The sequence below is a fragment of the Streptococcus sp. S1 genome (assembly GCF_034137685.1).
Taxonomy (GTDB): Bacteria; Bacillota; Bacilli; order Lactobacillales; family Streptococcaceae; genus Streptococcus; species Streptococcus dentalis.
This window is the reverse complement of record NZ_CP139418.1, coordinates 130,132-149,278: the sequence shown is the minus strand read 5'-3', so window position 1 is coordinate 149,278 and position 19,147 is coordinate 130,132. Positions and strand designations below refer to the sequence as shown.

The following is a 19,147-nucleotide window of genomic DNA, read 5'->3' as shown; positions in this document are numbered from 1 at the left end:
ATTTATTAATAAATAAAGAAAAAAAGTATATAATCTATACAAGAATAAAATTTGAGGAATGGAAGTAAGATGAGCAATACAATTGATATCTACTCAACTCCCGAATATAAAAAAGTGGAAGCTGTTGTTCAACTGATGGTTGATGGTCGCTTGACGAGCTATCGTGTTGCAACTGAAACAAACATCAGCAAAATGAGCTTGGCGACTTTGACGAAGGGTACGAGTAAAATCAAAAATATTACCTATCAAACGGCTTTGGCCTTGATTGATTGGTATGATGAGAATCATGAAAAGTATGGCATTACGATTGACTAGTCAGTAGCCCACTTTTCGTGGTTTTTTTCTTTCTCATCAAAACTTGCCCCCTCTCTGAGACTGGAGTCTGATTTTGCTTGAAGAGGATGGGAAAACTTGAAAAGACGGGCGAAATTTGATATAGTATAGCATATATGAAAATTAAAGGAGAAACATATGCAAGGCGGAAGTTTGCTAATTATGCTCGTTCTTATGGTCGGTTTGATGTACTTCATGAGCCGTAGCCAAAAGAAACAGTACCAAAAACGGATGGAAAGTTTGAATAAACTTCAAAAAGGAAATGAAGTCATCACGATTGGTGGTTTGTACGGAACCATCGATGAAGTCGACACAGACCGCAAGACGGTTGTCTTGGATGTTGATGGTGTCTACCTGACCTTTGAATTGGGAGCGATCAAAACAGTTCTTCCTGTATCTGAAGGAATCTCAGCCACTGCTACAGAAGGTGCTAGCTCAGATGCTGATTCAGCCATCGAAGAATAATCATCAAGGAAGAGGCAAGGGCCTCTTTTTTGGTGGGCAAATAGGACGATGTGATGAAGGAAAGCCTTGCTGGTTCAAAAAAGAGGCCAGAGTCCCTATTTTAGGGGGATTTATGGTATAATGAAGCGATAAATATTGAAATAGGTAGAAAAACATGTTTCGTTTTAAGAAAAAAGAAAAAATCGAGATACCTTTAGAAGTCCCGAAACACATTGGGATCATTATGGATGGCAATGGTCGCTGGGCGAAAAAGCGGATGCAACCGCGCGTCTTCGGTCATAAGGCAGGGATGGAAGCTCTCCAAGAAGTGACGATTGCAGCAAAAAATATGGGGGTTCAGGTCTTGACTGTCTATGCCTTTTCTACGGAAAACTGGACACGCCCTGAAGATGAAGTCAAGTTCATCATGCACTTGCCGGTCGAGTTTTATGATCGTTTCGTCCCCGAATTGCATCGCAACAATGTCAAGATTCAAATGATCGGTGATACCAAGAAATTACCAAAAGAAACGCTGGAGGCTTTGGAAAGAGCAGAAGCGATGACCCATCTCAATACAGGCTTGATCCTCAATTTCGCACTCAATTATGGTGGACGTGCTGAGATCACTCAGGCCGTGAAGCGGATCGCCCAAGAAGTCTTGGATGCGAAGTTCAGCCCAGAAGATATCACAGAAGAGATGATCGCAGATTCTCTCTATACTGAGAGTTTACCACGTGCCCTAAGGGATCCAGATTTGATTATCCGTACCAGCGGAGAGATCCGTTTGAGTAATTTCCTTCCTTGGCAGGCTGCTTATAGTGAGTTGTATTTCACAGATGTGATGTGGCCAGATTTTGGAGAGGAAGCACTACGAAGTGCCATAGTAGAATATAGCCATCGCCATCGGAGATTTGGTGGTGTTTAGGAGAAGATGATGACGAAAGATTTACAAAAACGTGTGATTTTTGGAGGAATTGCCCTGCTCTTTTTCATTCCAACAGTAATGGTTGGAGGGGTGTTCTTCCAGATTGTTATTGGCTTGATCGCCATGCTAGGGGTTCATGAATTGCTCAAGATGAAGGGGCTTGAGACAGCTACTTTTGAAGGAGCGCTAGCCATGTTAGCGGCCTTTGTCCTGACTTTGCCGATCGAGGACTACCTCCCTTACCTTCCAGCAGATGGCAATATGATTGCTTATGGTTTGGTTGTCTTGATTCTCATGGGAACAACTGTTCTTGCTCAGAATTACAATTATGAAGATGTGGTCTATCCCATTGCGTCTAGCTTTTATGTTGGACTTGGTTTCCATTCCTTAGTAGATGCGCGAATTGCTGGTATTGATAAGGTCTTATTGGCACTCTTTATTGTCTGGGCTACAGATTCAGGTGCTTATCTGGTAGGAAGTCGGTTTGGGAAACGCAAGCTCATGCCTGCGGTTTCTCCTAATAAAACGATTGAAGGCAGTCTTGGGGGAATCTTGTCTGCAGTTGCGGTAACTGTGATCTATATGATCGTGGATCGTTCTGTGGCGGGTGGACATGGTTTTCTCGCTATGATCTTCTTTACCATCCTCTTTAGTATTGCAGGTCAGTTTGGCGACCTCGTAGAGAGTGCGATTAAACGCCACTTCGGTGTGAAAGATTCTGGGAAATTTATCCCAGGACATGGTGGTGTTCTAGACCGCTTTGATAGTTTGATTTTTGTCTTTCCCTTGATGCATTTCTTGGGCTTGTTCTAAGACAGAAGAGATAGAAAGGAAACCACGTATAGAACGATGCAGTTTATTGCCTTTATTGTTATTTTTGGAGTGATCGTTCTCGTTCACGAGTTTGGTCATTTCTATTTTGCAAAAAAATCGGGCATCCTGGTGCGAGAATTCTCGATCGGGATGGGTCCCAAGATCTTTGCCCATATTGGTCAAGATGGAACAGCTTATACGATTCGCATTCTACCTTTAGGTGGTTATGTGCGTATGGCTGGCTGGGGTGAGGATACAACTGAGATTAAAACCGGAACGCCTGTCAGCTTGACGCTAAATGAGGCTGGTAAGGTCGTCCGGATCAATCTTTCAGGAAAGAATCTGGATCAGACAGCCCTTCCCATGAATGTTACCCAGTTTGACTTTGAAGACAAACTGGAAATTACGGGCTTGGTTCTCGATGAGACCAAGACCTATAGTGTTGATCATGATGCGACCATCGTTGAGGAAGATGGGACAGAAGTGCGGATTGCGCCGAGAGATGTTCAGTATCAGAATGCCAGCATTTGGGGACGGTTGATCACCAACTTTGCGGGTCCTATGAACAACTTTATCCTCAGTATTGTCGTCTATTCACTCTTAGCTTTTATGCGTGGTGGTGCGATTGACTACTACAGCAACAATGTTCAGGTGGCACCTGATGGGGCGCTGGCTAAGGTCGTCGGTGTCAAAAGCAATGTTCAGATCCTTCAAGTCAACAACGATACCGTTAGCAACTGGGATGAGCTGACAGATGCTGTCGAGAAAGCAACCAAGGACAGCAAGACGGCTCCTGAATTGACCCTGAAAGTCAAAACAGACGGCCAAGAAAAAGAAGTCAAAGTGAAGCCAACCAAGTCAGGGAATCGTTACTATCTGGGTGTGACAAATGGCCTCAAGACAGGATTTGTGGATAAACTCTTGTCTGGTTTTACAGATACCTGGAATACAGCGACACGGATTCTTGGAGCTTTGAAAGATATCATTTTCCACTTTAGTCTCAATAAACTGGGTGGTCCGGTCGCTATTTACAATGCCAGCTCACAAGCTGCTCAATTAGGTATTCCAGCAGTCTTATCTCTTATGGCCATGCTCTCTATTAATATTGGGATCTTCAATCTAATCCCGATTCCCGCTTTGGATGGTGGGAAAATCTTGATCAATTTGATCGAGGTCGTCCGGAGAAAGCCACTGAAACAGGAAGTAGAAACCTATATGACGCTTGCAGGTGTAGCTGTAATGGTTATTTTAATGATTGCTGTCACCTGGAATGATATTATGAAATTATTTTTGAAATAGAAAAGGATATTGTCCATGAAACAAAGTAAAATGTTGATTCCAACGCTTCGCGAAATGCCAAGCGATGCCCAAGTCATTAGCCATGCTTTGATGTTGCGTGCAGGATATGTTCGCCAAGTATCAGCGGGTGTCTATTCTTATCTGCCCTTAGCAAATCGAGTCATTGAAAAAGCAAAAGGCATCATGCGCCAAGAATTCGAAAAAATTGGAGCAGTAGAAATGCTAGCTCCAGCTCTTTTGAGTGCGGATCTTTGGCGTGAATCTGGTCGTTACGAAACTTACGGGGAAGACCTCTATAAGTTGAAAAATCGTGAAGGCTCTGACTTTATCTTAGGTCCAACTCACGAAGAAACCTTTACCGCTATTGTGCGCGACTCAGTAAAATCTTACAAACAATTGCCGTTGAATCTCTACCAAATTCAACCAAAATACCGCGATGAAAAACGCCCACGGAACGGTCTTCTGCGGACCCGTGAGTTCATCATGAAAGATGGTTATAGCTTCCATGCTAACTACGATAGCTTGGATGTCACTTATGATGAATACAAGGCAGCTTATGAGCGGATCTTCACCCGCAGTGGCATCGACTACAAAGCCATCATCGGTGATGGTGGTGCCATGGGCGGAAAAGATAGCCAAGAGTTTATGGCTGTTACACCTGCTCGTACAGACTTGGACCGTTGGGTTGTTTTAGACAAATCAGTGGCTTCCTTTGATGAGATACCAGCAGAAGTCCAAGAAGAAATCAAAGCAGAATTGCTCAAATGGATGGTCTCTGGTGAAGATACCATTGCCTATTCAAGTGAATCCACCTATGCTGCGAACTTGGAAATGGCTACTAACGAATACAAGCCAAGTAACCGTGTTGTAGCAGAAGAAGAAGTGAAGCGCGTAGAAACACCAGGTGTCAAATCGATTGATGAAGTAGCTGCATTCTTGAATGTTCCAGAAGAAGCTACGATCAAGACTTTGGTTTACATTGCAGATGGTGAGCCAGTTGTTGCCCTTCTTGTAGGTAATGATCAGCTCAATGAAGTGAAGTTGAAAAACCATCTCGGCGCAGACTTCTTTGAACCTGCAACCGAAGTGGAAGTGAAAGAATTATTAGGAGCTGATTTTGGCTCTCTCGGTCCAGTAGATCTTCCTGAAAATGTTAAGATTATCGCAGACCGCAAGGTTCAAGATAGCCGCAATGCAGTAGTCGGTGCCAATGAAACAGGCTACCACTTGACTGGTGTCAACCCAGGACGTGACTTTACTGCAGAATACGTTGATATCCGTGAAGTTCGTGAAGGCGAAATCTCACCAGATGGGAAAGGGGTCTTGAACTTTGCACGTGGGATCGAAATTGGTCACATTTTCAAACTCGGCACACGCTACTCCGCTAGCATGGGAGCAGATGTCTTGGACGAAAACGGTCGTGCGGTTCCAATCATCATGGGCTGCTACGGAATCGGTGTTAGCCGTCTTCTTTCAGCCGTTATGGAGCAACATGCTCGTCTCTTTGTCAATAAGACTCCAAAAGGGGAATACCGTTACGCTTGGGGAATTAACTTCCCTAAAGAATTGGCGCCATTTGATGTGCATTTGATTCCAGTTAATGTTAAGGATGAAGCGAGTCTTGCTTTGACCAATCAGATCGAAGAAAGCTTAGTCAATAAAGGCTACGAAGTCTTGGTGGATGACCGAAATGAACGGGCCGGTGTCAAATTCAGCGATAGCGATTTGATTGGCCTTCCAATCCGCGTAACAGTTGGTAAAAAAGCAGCTGAAGGCATCGTTGAAGTGAAAATCAAAGCGACAGGAGATACCATCGAAGTTCATGCGGATAATCTCCTTGAAACCCTTTCAATCTTGAACAAATAAGAAAAAGCTTTCTGAGCTCTCACCAGTGTGGTGATGAAACTCAGGAAGCTCTTTTTATTTTTCTTCTTTGAGGCCTTGATCTTTGAAATAGGTAAAGAGATCTTGGGGCTTGCCATTGAGGTATTTCTTGAACTCGGCTCTTTCTTCCTCCCCTTGATCTCCGTAGATGGTAGCAAACTCATCTTTCTTGATTTTTGAGAAGTCAGCCTGTAAGACTTTAGCATAGGATTGTTTATCTTTTGAAATTTGAATGCGGAAGCTAAGTCCAGGCTTACCATTTAAGGTTTTATAGATATCGCTATGTTCTAATTCTTCTTGGTAGATTTCCTTTAATTCAGGAAGATCCATGTCTTGCAAATCTGAGGAAATGGGTTCAAAACTAAGGAAAGTAAAAGAGACAATTTCCTCTTTCTTGTAGCCAATTTGAATTTTGTTTTGGTGGTGATCGCCAAGGTCACGAACAAAGGTCTTGGTTTGGACTTGCTCCTTTTTGGTTTGAGTGGTCTCTTGCTTGGTAGAAGCGGCAGTAGTTCCTTTGCCTTGTTGACCTTGGCTACAAGCGGTAAGGGCTAGTAGACAGACAGAGGCAAGTAGAAATTTTTTCATAGATAACTCCTTATAGGTTAATGGTGTCCGATCTTGTATGAAATAAGTTCTAAACAGTTCTCATTATACCATAAAAACTTAAAAAATGAAAAAATATACAAAAATTATCAAAAACCGCATCTAAAAATGCCTAAAATCAACAATTTTTATATATGTGTTGAGTTAATGAGAAAAGCCAGAGTGTCTTCTTTTCTTTCTTAAAATAATACTAGATGGAGACTACTGGGGCAAGGAATTCAGAAAATAAATTACAATTCTATGACAAAATGTTACACATTCGTAACAAGGTTACAATGTTTTATCAGTTAGCCATCTAAACTTGACATTCTAGCAATATTTCATTAAGATATTTTTAAGTAAATAATACAAACAGGGAGAAAAAGGTAAAATATACAGTTATCTGGCATTTTACTAATTCGTACTAAATGTATTGTTTATGAAAAAATATAAGGGTATCAGCCCAAAAGGAGAAAAATATGACTCAAATTAAATTAACTCCAGATGACCTACGTCAATCAGCACAACGCTATGCGCAAGGTTCTCAAGACATCGATCGTGTTCTTACTACTTTGACTCATGAACAACAAGTCATCGATGCAAACTGGGATGGATCTGCATTTGATAGCTTTGAAGCACAATTCAACGAATTGTCTCCAAAAATCAAACAATTTGCTCAATTATTGGAAGATATCAACGGTCAATTGATCAAAGTTGCTGATATCGTTGAACAAACTGACCAAGATATCGCTGCACAAATTCACTAAGATAATCTTGAAGGTGATCTTACTTCTTGTTGGTAGATCACCCTTTTGTCTTTTGATATATAGAAAATAGGGGTTAGATTCTTAATCCCTAACCCCTATTTTGTGTCTATGAATTAGAAAAAGGAAAAGGTATGGAAGTTAAAAATATAAAATGGTTAAAATACATTGGTCAGAGTGCAGTTGTGCTCCTTTTGATGGGGTCCGTAGTGGGTCTTTATACCACGGTTCAAAAGGACCAAAAGCAAAACGAAGCCAAGACCGTGCAAACGACAGAAAACACCAAGCTCAACATTGCGGTTGTCAATGAGGATAAAGCGGTTAAGCTGAATGATAAAGAATACAACCTTGGGGCTAGCTATGTTAAGAATATCGAACGGGATAATTCGCAAAACTGGTCTGTAGTTCCTCGTGGAGCCGCTGAGTCAGGGCTTGCAGATGGCAAGTATCAGTTGATGATCGTCATTCCAAGTGACTTCTCAGAGAAGATCTTGGAAGTGAACGCGGTTAATGCAGAGAAGACTACGGTGACGTATAAAGTCAATGCGGCTGGGAATTCTCAGGTTGAAAACGAGGCCAATAAAGTCGCTAAAGATATCGTTTCAGACTTGAATAGCCAATTGGTTGATATGTATATGGTCAGCATTCTAAGCAACCTTTATACAGCTCAGAAAAATGTGGAAACAAGTAACAAAATTCAATCCACTAACATTGGTTCTTATCGAACTAACTTGCTGGATTCAGCCTTGGATTCGAAAAATATTTTCCCGAGTCTCTATAGCTTGTCTACGTCATCTGTCGAGTCTAACAACGCCTTGAAGACAGTCCTTGAGTCTTATACACAAGCATTTGATCAATTGACCCAATCTCAGGGTCAGTACGGTCAAAACTTTGACTTACTGATAAAACAACGTTCTGAGGATAAGATCAGCCAAGAAGAATTCATGAACCAGCTGATGTCCATGAACCAGTCTGTTGTCAGTGAAAAGACCCAAGAGTTGTATAAGAATCTACAACTAAATCAAGAAGCGATTACCAAACAATTGAGTCAGCCAACTGAAACAGCAGGGGATTCTTCAGGTACCAAGACCTATGCTAGCTTGACAAAAGAGGTGAATGATCGTGTGGCAGACCTCGAAAAAGGGATCAAGGCAGAACGCGACAAGTTAGATGAGCACGAAAATAACATCGAGTCTTCTGTAAAAGCGAAGATCCTTGACTACTATGGTCTAAAAGAAGGAGAAAAAGTTACTCTTCGTACCTTGCTTGGAAAGACAAGTATCAAGACGCTAAGTGAGGCACGTAATAAAGCGGATGATGACATTCGTCAAGCGATTGAAAAACTTCCGTCTTTAGATCCAGCTAGTCTTGATCTGAATAAGTATGGGAATCTTAACGCAGCGATTGATTTTGATAGTGCTTTTGCTGGAACGAAGGCACATCCAAAAGGGAATGCTGATGCATTAAAAAAATTGGCGCAAGAAGTGGATGCCAAATCAACGGCAGTTGCGGATGTCCTTAATGCTAAATCTGGAAAACAGAAAGTTAGTATTCATGTCCCTGCAGGAGTCAAGGTGGATACCTGGACCTATGATGGACAGACTTATGCAGGCAGTGGTGAACAGGAAGTCGAACTGAAAGATGGCAAACAAATTCAAATTCACCTTGTTGAAGATGGAGGAGCTATGCCAAGTGCGATTGATGTTGAAGTTCTTGTGAATGGAGTTTCTTCAACCAGTGTGACTGTATCTGCAGAAGATTTGAAAACAGCTGTCGCTAACTATGCATCGAAAGCTAGTGAAATCGCCTTGGATTATCAACGCGCAGGAGCATTGATCGATGCCTACTATCCAAAAGATGACAAGGGAGATCGTCATTCGCTCTATGATCCGATTGAAGATATGGATTTGACAAACGCTTTGGTCGATATCGTGAAGGCTGCTGTTTCAAGTAACATAAAGGACTACCGTAAGAGTATTGAAACGGATGAATCTGGGGATGCAACGAAGGGTGTGAAAGCCCAGTTAGATGGTACCCTCCAACAGTTGCAAGACTTGGGACCACAATTGCAGGCCAATCTTCAAGCAATTGAAAATACTAACAAAGATCTAACCCAAAATATCAATGATCAATTGACGCAGTATGCAGATCTTCAAAAACGTTTAGAAGAGATCTCAAAAACACAGGAAACAGTGACACAGGCTCAAACTAAGACCGATGCAGATTTGTCAGCCCTTGGTTCTGAATACACCTCATTATTGAGTTCGACAGAAAGTGTCAAGAACTCATCTCGTAGCAATGTAGAAGCTGCTAACTCTACCAATGAAATCTTTAGCCAATTGAACAAAGAATTGGAAAAAGCCCAAGGCAATACAGAGAAATTGTCTAGCAATGCGGAAAGTTTGATGGGTGAATTCGACAAGGAATTGTCTGAAAATGGGAACTTTGTCGAAGCCTTCCGTAAGGTCTTCAACAATGCCTATGAAAACGGGGTACCGAATGAAGTCTTGCTTGACTTCTTGTCAAATCCAGTTGCAGAGAAATCTTCTTCTGTGAAAGCGACCATCAACGTCTACCGTCCATTTATTTGGATCTTTATGTTGGAAGTCTTGAGCCTCTTTACAGCTTATCTCTTTGCGACTCAACCAATCATTCGCAAGGTTAAGGATCGTTTCAAATTGGATCGCTTGCAAGAATCAGATCTCTTATCTGTCGGTGTCCTTGTGGGACTTTCTCTCATCCTTGGACTGGTGATCGGAATGATTTCAAGTATTCAACTCTCTGTCGGTCGTGAATATATACCTTCATGGGTATTTTTAGCAGTTCTAGCAAGCTTTGTCTTGGTACAACTACAATACCTTCTTTTGAAACACTTCCGTGTGATTGGAATGGGACTGGCCTTCTTCATGTTGATCAGTTATGTCTACCTATCTAGCGCGATCGGAACAACCGCAACCTTGTCAGGCCTTCCAGCACTGGTGAAAAATGTCAACCTCCTTTCTATTTTGGAAGGACAGTTTGCGGGTTACTTTGATGGACAAACAGCTGGTATCGTCGTCTTCTTCGGATTGTTGGTTCTCTTCGGTCTTTTGGCGGTTGCCAATATCTTCGTCCCAAAGAAGTTTACTCAAACAAAGGAAATTGAATCAAGCATATGAAAAAAATGATGTATCTTCTCTTTGTCTTTAGTCTCTTGCCAGTAGCTGTTGTTTCTGCAGATGATTTTATTGATAATCGTCTTCAGGTCAACAACTCACGTCTTGAGACAGAACAGGAAAAGACACTTGGTGGCCAATTGGATGCCACTGAGTCTCTTTTCAATGAGAAGGATCAGAAAAAATTAATAGATGAAAAACGCAAGCAAGAGAAACAATTGACCGATTCAGACGGCCAGTTGTTTTCTGCTATAAAGGGAAAGAAAAAAACAGAGCCTGAAGCGGACCTGTTCCAGCCTGAAAATCAAAAATTATCTAAATTTGAGTCCAATGTAGAGGACAATTCGGCTAGTTTGTCGGATTTTATTCCAGCCTTGCAAATGCTGGCTTGGAGTGCCCTTCTCTTTGGGATTGCTGGCTATATTTCCTATCGAATTTATAGAAAAGAGGCCTAAATGGACCAACATATCAATGTCACCTTCCGTATGAATGGTGCAAGCCATGACCTCCGAATCCCAACGCGGATGGAGGTGCGACGCTTGATTCGGGAATTGGATCAGATCTTTGGGTCTACCATGGAGCCTAGAAGTAAGTATCAGTTGCGCGTGGTAAATAAGGGCATCTTGCTAGATGAAGGCAAGGTAGTACAAGAGTATCCGATCACAAGTGGTGATCTGATCGAGATTGAGGAGTGGTAAGGTGAAAGAAGAACAATTTACACTGGAAGAACAAGTCTTCCGCTTTGAAAAAGAAGAAACGAGCTGGCGATTGGACCTCAAGCGTTCAGAAGTGGATAGCCAGGATTTACGCAATTTATGGATTTTGGATCTCCATCATCCCTTGTTTTTAGAGCAGAGCATGACAGCTGATCAAGACCAGATTCATCTGACCTATCAGACAGATGCGCTAGGCTTGAGTGCTGAAGAAATCCAGGCATTACCGGTTTCAGACCGTCTGCGTCTAGCCATTAATGTCTTGGATTTGGCGCCAGCCTTGGAGCTTCCGGTGACCTTTATGTTGCATCCTATCAATTTGTTTGTGACCAAGGATGCGCAAGTCAAGATCGCTTATCGCGGGGTTCCGGGAATGATGGTGCCACGCAAGTGGGATCAGGTTGAATTCTTGCGTCAGGCCAAGTGCTATGCTGTCACTCTTTTTGGGGACTGGGATTTCATGGAGCTCTATCAAGGTACACTCGAATTAGAAGATCTACCAGATTTCTTGGTAGAAATCCGTGATGCTACTAGCTTAGAAGAGATGAAAGCTCTCTTAGAGAAAGCCTACCAGGAACGCAAGGAAGAGGAAGAAAAGACCTTAACCTTGGTTTCAAGCCGTCAACACCGAATCTTTAAGTTGGCAACAGTGTGGCTTTCAACTGTAGTGGCCTTCCTCCTCTTGCCTTTGATCTATTTGGTCTTTTTCCAAGCACCCTTTAAAGAAAAGTTGCTTCAAGCGGATACAGCCTATCTCAAGGTAGACTATACCGGTGTGATCGATGAATTGGAGGGAGTGGCTCCAAGTAGTCTTCCAATGACACAGAAATATGAGTTGGCGACGTCTTATTTGCAAGGCTTGAATTTCTCAGAGGACCAAAAGAAGGTCATCCTTAACAACGTCACGCTCAAGTCAGATAGCCTCTATCTCCACTACTGGGTCTATATCGGCCGTCATGACTTTACCCAAGCGCTGGATACAGCCAAGCGGATCGACGATTCAGACTTGATCATCTATGCCCTTCGTAAAGAAATCAAGGCGACGCGTGATAGCGAAAAACTCTCTGGTGAACAGCGCGAGAAGAAACTTTCTGAGCTCGAGGGCGAATACAAAAAATACTGGGATGCTCGCTCTAAACTCTTGGAAGCAGAGATAGATGAAACCAAAGAATCCACCAGCAACTCAACAACGGCTTCGTCTACAAAAGGCTCCTCAACAGAAAGCTCGTCTTCTACAGCTGCAAGCTCAACAGAGTCTAGCGAACACAAGGAGTAGTCTATGAAAAAACGTATCATACTCTATAAAAGAGGTTTTCGCTATGAGCTAGCGCTAGAAGAGGGAAAAACAGCCACCGTATCGAATCAAGAAACAGCTCAGTTGACCTTGGCTTTACAAGAAAATCCCCTTCATTTCCAATGGAGTCAAGGAGAAATCTTCTACCAGTATGGTGAAGACAAGGGTGTGCTCGAAAATAGCAAGATTCTTGGGGATGTGGTCTGCTACTTAGCGACAGGGGAAGTCCATACCTATGAACTGCTCGACAAGGAAGAAATCCTCGTAGCAGATGAAAAGGGTGCGGATGTGCGCTTGCACTATCCAGTACGCTTTCTCCTTGTGAAAAAAGATCAGACTTGGACTTGTCAGCTCTTATCCGGAAAACTCTACCATAACCACAAACTCGTTAGTGAAGCGACTTTTCCACTGGCCTTTGGGGATGAGCTGGCTATTGGAGATGTGACCTTTAAGCTCTATCCAGAAGAATTTGGCGTGGAAGGGGCTGTCGAAGTAAGTCCTTATCTGGTGCCACGCTTGCATTCGCGTTACGACTTCTACAAGGACTATCCCGAGTACCACCGGTCTCCGCGGATCATCTACCGGAGTTCGGAAGACAAGATCTTGATCAATCCTCCGGGAGCGGAGCCTCAAAAGCCATCAGATGAACTCTTGAAGTTAATCATGCCACCCCTCATCATGGTTGGGGTGACTCTCTTGATCACCATTTTCCAACCGCGGGGGCTCTATATCATCGCGACAGTATCCATGTCTGTGGTCAGTGTGATCTTTTCGGTCCAAGGATTCTTCAAGAATCGTAAAAAATACAAAGAAGACAAGAAAGAGCGCGTGGAGCTCTACCATCTCTATCTCAAAGACAAGGCCAAGGACTTGGAACAGCTATCTCGGAAGCAGCGAGAAGGCATGTTTTACCATTTCCCAGCGATCGAGGACTTGACCAAGATGGTCAAACGCTATGACTCGCGGATCTACGAAAAAACACCCCTTCATTTTGACTTTTTGGCCTATCGTTTGGGCTTGGGCAAGGTTCCAACCAGCTATGAGCTCAAATATGGTCAGGAAGAGCGCAGTGGGAAGAAAGATGCCTTGGAAGAAGAAGGCTATGCTCTGTTCCAAGCTCATCAAAAGATCGACAATCTTCCGATTGTAGCCAGCCTCAATCGGGGACCTGTAGGGTATGTTGGCCCTCGTCCTATCGTGCTAGAGCAGTTGCAAATCCTGGTTGCCCAATTGGCTGTCTTTCACTCTTACCATGATCTGACCATTATTCCGATCATTCCAGAAGAGGAAAAAGAAAGCTGGGATTGGATGCGCTGGTTGCCTCATGCGACCCTACAAGATATGAATGTCCGTAGCTTCGTCTACAATCAGCGGACACGCGATCAGGTCTTGAACAGTCTCAACCAAATCCTCAAGCTCCGCAAGGCGCAAAAAGAGGAAGAAAAAGCCAATGATACCAAGATCTTCCACCCTCACTATGTGGTGCTCATCACCGATGAAACCTTGATTTTGGACCATGTCATTATGGAGTTCTTCCGTGAGGATCCGACAGAGCTAGGATGCTCCATTATCTATGTGGCAGACGTACTCTCATCTCTTTCTGAAAATATCCAAACCGTTATCTCCATCAAGGACCGCAACCAGGGGCAATTGCTCTTGCAAGAAGGGGTTCTTCGGGAGCTCGACTTCCAATTGGATCACTTCCCTGAAGGTTATGACAAGGAAGCCATCTCGCGTGGCCTAGCCCCACTGAAACATATCCAACAGCTCAAGAGCTCAATTCCGGACTCGGTGACCTTCCTTGAAATGTATCAAGCGGAAACCTTCAATGATCTTAAGGTCTTGAGTCGTTGGGAGAGCCATGCTCCTTACCAAAGTTTGGCAGTGCCGATTGGTCTGCGCGGGAAGGACGATTTGGTCTACCTCAATCTCCATGAAAAAGCTCATGGGCCACATGGTTTGATCGCAGGTACAACTGGTTCTGGTAAGTCTGAAACCATTCAGTCCTATATCCTGAGCCTTGCCGTCAACTTCCACCCACATGATGTGGCTTTCCTCCTCATCGACTACAAGGGTGGGGGAATGGCCAACCTCTTCAAGGATCTGCCTCACTTGCTTGGAACCATTACCAACTTGGATGGTGCCCAGTCCATGCGGGCCTTGGCCTCTATCAATGCGGAGATCCATCGTCGGGAGCGGCTCTTTGGTCAATATGGGGTTAACCATATCAACCAATACCAAAAGAAATTTAAACTCGGTGAAGCGACAGAACCGCTACCTCACCTCTTCTTGATCAGTGATGAGTTCGCCGAACTCAAGGTCAACCAACCAGACTTCATCAAGGAATTGGTCTCTATCGCGCGTGTCGGGCGTTCCCTCGGGGTGCACTTGATCCTTGCAACGCAAAAACCTTCTGGGGTCGTGGATGACCAGATCTGGTCCAACTCCCGCTTCAAGCTAGCCCTCAAGGTGGCAGACCGTGGCGACTCGATGGAGATGCTGCGGACAGCAGATGCGGCTGAGATCACCCAGACCGGTCGGGCCTACCTCCAAGTCGGGAATAACGAAGTCTATGAACTTTTCCAAACCGCTTGGTCAGGAGCAGACTACCAGCCTGAGAAGGATCAGCTAGGGATCGAAGACCATACCATCTACTTGATCAATGAACTGGGCCAATACGAAGTCCTCAACCAAGACCTCTCTGGTCTGGATATGGCAGAAGAAATCAAGGAAGTGCCAACAGAGCTAGATGTGATCGTACAAGAGATCAATCACTTGCACCAACAAGAAGGCATCGCAGCTGTGGCCCAACCATGGTTGCCACCGCTCAAAGAGCGGATCACGCTGGATGAGTTGGACAAAGTCGTACCGATCGAGGCTTGGCAAAAACGGACAGCTCCAAGCGTCCTGATCGGGGTCGCCGATATCCCGCAAGCGCAAAAGCAAGAAGCTGTCGCCATCGATCTGTCAAAAGATGGAAATATCCTCCTTTACGGAAGTCCAGGTACAGGAAAGACCACTTTCCTACAGACAGCCGCAATGGATCTAGCTCGCAAGCAGAGTCCAGAAAATCTGACCATGTACCTGCTGGATTTCGGAACCAATGGTCTGGCACCCTTGACTCAATTGCCACATGTGGCCGATAGCTTGCTACTCGATCAGACAGAGAAAATCCAGAAATTCATCCGGATCATCAACCGCGAGTTGGATCGCCGCAAGAAACTTCTCTCTGAGCATGGTGTTGGCACCATCGCTCTCTACCGTGAAGTGACCGGTAAGCAAGAGCCAACCATGGTCATCCTCATGGATAGCTATGAGTCTATGAAGGACGAGCCTTATGAAACAGACCTCTTCAAGCTCTTCATGCGGATCTCTCGTGAAGGTCTCAGCATTGGTGTGCACTTGATCATCACAGCTAGCCGTCAGAACAACCTACGGGCTCAGCTCTATTCAAACTTCAAGCACCAGCTGACCTTGCCACAAAATGATATCTCTGAAGTCCGCGGTATCGTGGGAGCAACCCCACTAGCAGCTACGATGGAAGACATCAAGGGACGGGCACTCATGAAACGTGACGAAGTCGATGTTGTCCAGTTCGCCCTACCAGTCGCTGGAGATAATGATATTCAAATCATCAACAACCTCCGCGACCAAGTCCAAAGCCTCAAAGAGATGTGGACAGGCCACACCCCAGCAGGCATTCCAATGGTGCCAGATGAGTTGACAGAAGCAGCCTTCTATGGACGTGAGGATGTAGCAACTTTGCTGGAGGAAGGTGAAATTCCTGTTGGGTTAGACATGGAAACTGCGAAGGCAATGGGATGGAATGTAAAACGAGGTCATTTGGCTTATATTCTTGAAAAAGAAGAACAAATGTCACAAATTACAAAACATCTTGCTTCGATGAGTGTAAAACTTGGTAAAAAGACAATTATACTCGCACCAGAATATCATCAAATAAATAATATTGATTCTTCTGTAACACTAATTTCAGATAAAGAGAAATTACATGAAATGATTCAAACTATTTCGGTTAAAATGGATGATCGATTTGCGGAAAATGAGACAAATTACACAACAACTTTTATTGTGTATAACTTATCTGAAATTGTTGATTTGTTAAATGATGAGGACATTAGAATTCTTACTAAACTTTTTGAAAAAGGCCATCAGGTTGGTTTCCTAACCGCAGTATTAGCTACACCAGCTCTAGTGCGTAAGATTGATATAGCATCAAAAGCAATTAGAAATTATAAACAGGCTATTTTAGCAGTGAGACAAAATGATCAACAACTTATCAATATTTTAAATAAAACTTTAAGAGAGCCAGTGTTACCAAAACAAGTGAATTATTTTGTTGTAGATGGTATAGCTCAAACTATAAAAGTATTTATTGACTAAAGAAAGGAAAGTGAAAATGAGTGAAGCAAGTAATCTCAAAAGCCAGATAGCACAGGTTGATCAAAAGGTTCAAGCTTTGAGAAGTGCACTAACTAAAGTTCAAGGTGTGGATCTTAACGTAGATGATGTAATGGAAGGCTATGAAAAGTTGCATGTGTTTGGAACAAAATATGACGAACAAAGACTTCAGGAAAGTAAGGTTATCGTTGACGGAAGAGAGGATCTTGATAAAACATATAAACAAGCTACAATTGATGCTATCAATGCAGAGATTATAAGATTGGACGCAGTGAGGAGATCATTAGATACACAACTTACAGATGCAATTGCTCGAAAAGAATATGAAAAAATGGATAGGAAGAAAAGTAGGAGGTAATTTATGACCGTTACAGTTATTTCAAAAAGTGGATTACTTGATCACGGTAATAAAACAAAAGAAGCTGCAGTAGAGTACCGAAGTCAGATATCATCTGTTCAGAGGAAAATTGAAGCAAAAGTGACGGGACAAGAGGCAAATGCCATTAAAGCCTTTATAGCAAAGTTGAATTCTTTATCACAAACATTACATGATTCATATCCATTAACATTAGAATTATATAGTGAGGCAGTCCTTAAATATGAAACAGGATTGACGGCGGCTGGTTTTTCTTCTGAAGTGGTAAAGACAAAAGCAGCAGATATCCAAAGTATTAAGACATGGTTAGGGGAAACAAAAAGTAAAGAGTTTTTGGAAAAAAGTGAAGATCTTGATGCTGCAATTCAAGTAGCAAGTAAAGCACTAGCCCTAGAACCAGGAGCAGTTGAATTTACAAGAGATGCGGGAGCACGTGCACACTCCATAGCAATGAATTTAGCAAAACATGGAGATGAACGTCAAACAACTCATGATGAATTAGAGAATAATTTAAAGCAATTTATTAGTAGTTTAACTGTGGTAAGTGAACGTTTGGTTGGTGTGAAAGCAACATTAGATAACGCAAGATTTATCAGTAGTTTTAGTTTAAATACAGCAATGGATTTAATCTCCAAAGGTTATTTGAACGAACAAAATATGGATTTTCTGGATTCCATTCAAAATGAGGGGGATGCTAAAGTTCTTAAGGTTATTTTAGGAGAACATGGATATAGCGCTCCAACAGGATTTTTTACAGCATTGGGGAGTGTAGATACGACAAAAGTTAGCCATGCGATGATGGATATTGTTTATAACCGAGTTAATAAAGAATTTTCAAATGTGGAAAAAGATAAGAGTCCTGCAATGGAAAATCTTCGTACTTATATTCAAGCAATTTCTAATCAAGACCAAGAAAAAGCAAAAGCCTATTTTGAGAATTTAGTCTTGGCTGGAGATAGGTATGCTCAAACAATAACTGAATTGGCAAAGGCTCTAGTTCCTGATTTTCCTAAAACAAATGATAGTGAAAGTAAATTTAAGAATTATGAAGCGGAGAAACTTAAAATCCAACCTCAACTTGAAGGATTTAATGAACACATAAAACGTGCTGGAGTTTTAACAAGTTTATTTGAATCACTGTACGCAGTTGGCATTGGAAAGTCAAAGAAGGTTTATCCTTATATGGGCCATATGTCACTTGATACATCTATTGTTTTAAGTGGATTAACATTTAATGGGAAAAACGGTTTTGAATTTAATGTATCAGCACCTGATTCTGTGGGGATTCGTAGAGATAAAAGTTATTCAACAGAATTTTTCAATACAGGGGATGGAGTTCAAGATGCTGAAGCGATATCTGAAATTCGTGAGTTAAGAGAAAAACGGGATAAAGAGGCGGCTTTATTTGCAGTTGATTTAGCAAAAATGGCTTTAGGTTCTTTTATTCCTGGTTCGGATAAAATACTGGATTTAATTTCTTCCGGCGTTAAAATTGATAATAATCTAAGTTCAAGTCTAAATTTTGGCGATAAAGCAGGAGCTGTAACTTTTTCAGATCTTTACAAGAAAAAAGTTGGAGAAAAAATATCAGATTCTTCAACGCTTTCAGATCATTTAGAAAAATATTATGAGTATGATCAAAGAATAACAAAACGTGAGCAATATTTAGCTGGCAGTATCTTTGGTACAGGGGGACGTCGGCTATCAGGTGATTCTAAAGATGAATTTGTAAAATATGATCTAACTTATGACTTGCAAGCAAATATGAAGATTTACGATTTAGAAAAGAATGGATTAAAAACATTTGTATACCACAATACAGATGGTGAACTTTCATCTAAAATAAATTCGGTAAAAAACTATGATAAAATAATGAAAAATATTGCTTCTGAGAATAAAATTGATAATTCAGATGATAAAAAACATTATAGAATATTAACTAAAAATACTTATAATTTGTTTATCAATGGAGATGATACACGAGTATCTGAAATTCCTTCTTCAAATATTTATCAAGGATTAAGGAAGTTAGATAAAGAGTTTGAAAATAGAGATAAATCTAAAATATTTCAGAGCCAAAAATACCACAAGTGGGATCCGTCTGGTTTAAGCTCGAGTGATTCTGATTTTGGAACCGAATAGG

The 19,147-nt window shown here is 42.3% G+C and carries 15 protein-coding genes; 14 read left to right on the top strand and 1 reads right to left on the bottom strand.

Annotation, left to right across the window (positions count from 1 at the left end; translation table 11 throughout):
• Positions 1-69 precede the first annotated feature (69 nt).
• The 6 genes from SM121_RS00690 (at position 70) to SM121_RS00665 (ending at position 5,680) form a co-directional block, all read left to right on the top strand.
• Complete coding sequence (locus SM121_RS00690; RefSeq protein ID WP_003004069.1) at positions 70-315, top strand: hypothetical protein; 246 nt, start codon at positions 70-72, stop codon at positions 313-315.
• 156 nt (positions 316-471) lie between these two features.
• On the top strand, positions 472-798 hold the full coding sequence (yajC, locus tag SM121_RS00685) for a preprotein translocase subunit YajC (RefSeq protein ID WP_003004444.1): 327 nt from the start codon (positions 472-474) through the stop codon (positions 796-798).
• 154 nt (positions 799-952) lie between these two features.
• Entirely contained in the window at positions 953-1,702 is a 750-nt protein-coding gene (locus SM121_RS00680; RefSeq protein ID WP_320910954.1) for an isoprenyl transferase, read from the top strand.
• Between the two features lie 9 nt (positions 1,703-1,711).
• Complete coding sequence (locus tag SM121_RS00675) at positions 1,712-2,515, top strand: phosphatidate cytidylyltransferase (protein WP_023919527.1); 804 nt, start codon at positions 1,712-1,714, stop codon at positions 2,513-2,515.
• Between the two features lie 36 nt (positions 2,516-2,551).
• Entirely contained in the window at positions 2,552-3,814 is a 1,263-nt protein-coding gene (gene rseP / locus SM121_RS00670) for an RIP metalloprotease RseP (protein ID WP_320910953.1), read from the top strand.
• A gap of 15 nt (positions 3,815-3,829) precedes the next feature.
• Complete coding sequence (locus SM121_RS00665; protein ID WP_155127259.1) at positions 3,830-5,680, top strand: proline--tRNA ligase; 1,851 nt, start codon at positions 3,830-3,832, stop codon at positions 5,678-5,680.
• Between the two features lie 54 nt (positions 5,681-5,734).
• Here SM121_RS00665 and SM121_RS00660 read toward each other — a convergent pair whose 3' ends face one another.
• A complete protein-coding gene (locus SM121_RS00660; RefSeq protein ID WP_155127262.1) occupies positions 5,735-6,286 on the bottom strand; it encodes a hypothetical protein in 552 nt (183 codons plus the stop codon).
• A 476-nt stretch (positions 6,287-6,762) separates the two neighbouring features.
• Between SM121_RS00660 and SM121_RS00655 the strand changes: the two genes are divergently transcribed.
• From SM121_RS00655 to SM121_RS00620, 8 genes are all read left to right on the top strand, one after another.
• A complete protein-coding gene (locus tag SM121_RS00655) occupies positions 6,763-7,050 on the top strand; it encodes a WXG100 family type VII secretion target (RefSeq protein ID WP_155127265.1) in 288 nt (95 codons plus the stop codon).
• A 131-nt stretch (positions 7,051-7,181) separates the two neighbouring features.
• Positions 7,182-10,205 (top strand): type VII secretion protein EsaA, encoded by a 3,024-nt coding sequence (gene esaA, locus SM121_RS00650; RefSeq protein ID WP_320910952.1) that lies wholly within the window; start codon positions 7,182-7,184, stop codon positions 10,203-10,205.
• A complete protein-coding gene (gene essA, locus SM121_RS00645) occupies positions 10,202-10,657 on the top strand; it encodes a type VII secretion protein EssA (protein ID WP_155172935.1) in 456 nt (151 codons plus the stop codon). The genes esaA and essA overlap by 4 nt, the downstream gene beginning before the upstream one ends.
• A complete protein-coding gene (locus SM121_RS00640) occupies positions 10,658-10,900 on the top strand; it encodes an EsaB/YukD family protein (RefSeq protein ID WP_118228561.1) in 243 nt (80 codons plus the stop codon).
• A 1-nt stretch (position 10,901) separates the two neighbouring features.
• A complete protein-coding gene (gene essB, locus SM121_RS00635; RefSeq protein ID WP_320910951.1) occupies positions 10,902-12,191 on the top strand; it encodes a type VII secretion protein EssB in 1,290 nt (429 codons plus the stop codon).
• 3 nt (positions 12,192-12,194) lie between these two features.
• Entirely contained in the window at positions 12,195-16,610 is a 4,416-nt protein-coding gene (essC, locus tag SM121_RS00630) for a type VII secretion protein EssC (RefSeq protein ID WP_320910950.1), read from the top strand.
• Between the two features lie 16 nt (positions 16,611-16,626).
• A complete protein-coding gene (locus tag SM121_RS00625) occupies positions 16,627-16,986 on the top strand; it encodes a hypothetical protein (protein ID WP_320910949.1) in 360 nt (119 codons plus the stop codon).
• Between the two features lie 3 nt (positions 16,987-16,989).
• Positions 16,990-19,146, top strand: a complete 2,157-nt coding sequence (locus SM121_RS00620) for a hypothetical protein (protein WP_155172943.1) — start codon at positions 16,990-16,992, stop codon at positions 19,144-19,146.
• Position 19,147: the final 1 nt, after the last annotated feature.

Bases quoted from the DNA above. Each gene is read 5' to 3' on its own strand.
- SM121_RS00690 (WP_003004069.1), top strand. From the start codon at position 70: ATGAGCAATACAATTGATATCTACTCAACTCCCGAATATAAAAAAGTG.
- yajC (WP_003004444.1), top strand. From the start codon at position 472: ATGCAAGGCGGAAGTTTGCTAATTATGCTCGTTCTTATGGTCGGTTTG.
- SM121_RS00680 (WP_320910954.1), top strand. From the start codon at position 953: ATGTTTCGTTTTAAGAAAAAAGAAAAAATCGAGATACCTTTAGAAGTC.
- SM121_RS00675 (WP_023919527.1), top strand. From the start codon at position 1,712: ATGACGAAAGATTTACAAAAACGTGTGATTTTTGGAGGAATTGCCCTG.
- rseP (WP_320910953.1), top strand. From the start codon at position 2,552: ATGCAGTTTATTGCCTTTATTGTTATTTTTGGAGTGATCGTTCTCGTT.
- SM121_RS00665 (WP_155127259.1), top strand. From the start codon at position 3,830: ATGAAACAAAGTAAAATGTTGATTCCAACGCTTCGCGAAATGCCAAGC.
- SM121_RS00660 (WP_155127262.1), bottom strand. From the start codon at position 6,286: ATGAAAAAATTTCTACTTGCCTCTGTCTGTCTACTAGCCCTTACCGCT.
- SM121_RS00655 (WP_155127265.1), top strand. From the start codon at position 6,763: ATGACTCAAATTAAATTAACTCCAGATGACCTACGTCAATCAGCACAA.
- esaA (WP_320910952.1), top strand. From the start codon at position 7,182: ATGGAAGTTAAAAATATAAAATGGTTAAAATACATTGGTCAGAGTGCA.
- essA (WP_155172935.1), top strand. From the start codon at position 10,202: ATGAAAAAAATGATGTATCTTCTCTTTGTCTTTAGTCTCTTGCCAGTA.
- SM121_RS00640 (WP_118228561.1), top strand. From the start codon at position 10,658: ATGGACCAACATATCAATGTCACCTTCCGTATGAATGGTGCAAGCCAT.
- essC (WP_320910950.1), top strand. From the start codon at position 12,195: ATGAAAAAACGTATCATACTCTATAAAAGAGGTTTTCGCTATGAGCTA.
- SM121_RS00625 (WP_320910949.1), top strand. From the start codon at position 16,627: ATGAGTGAAGCAAGTAATCTCAAAAGCCAGATAGCACAGGTTGATCAA.
- SM121_RS00620 (WP_155172943.1), top strand. From the start codon at position 16,990: ATGACCGTTACAGTTATTTCAAAAAGTGGATTACTTGATCACGGTAAT.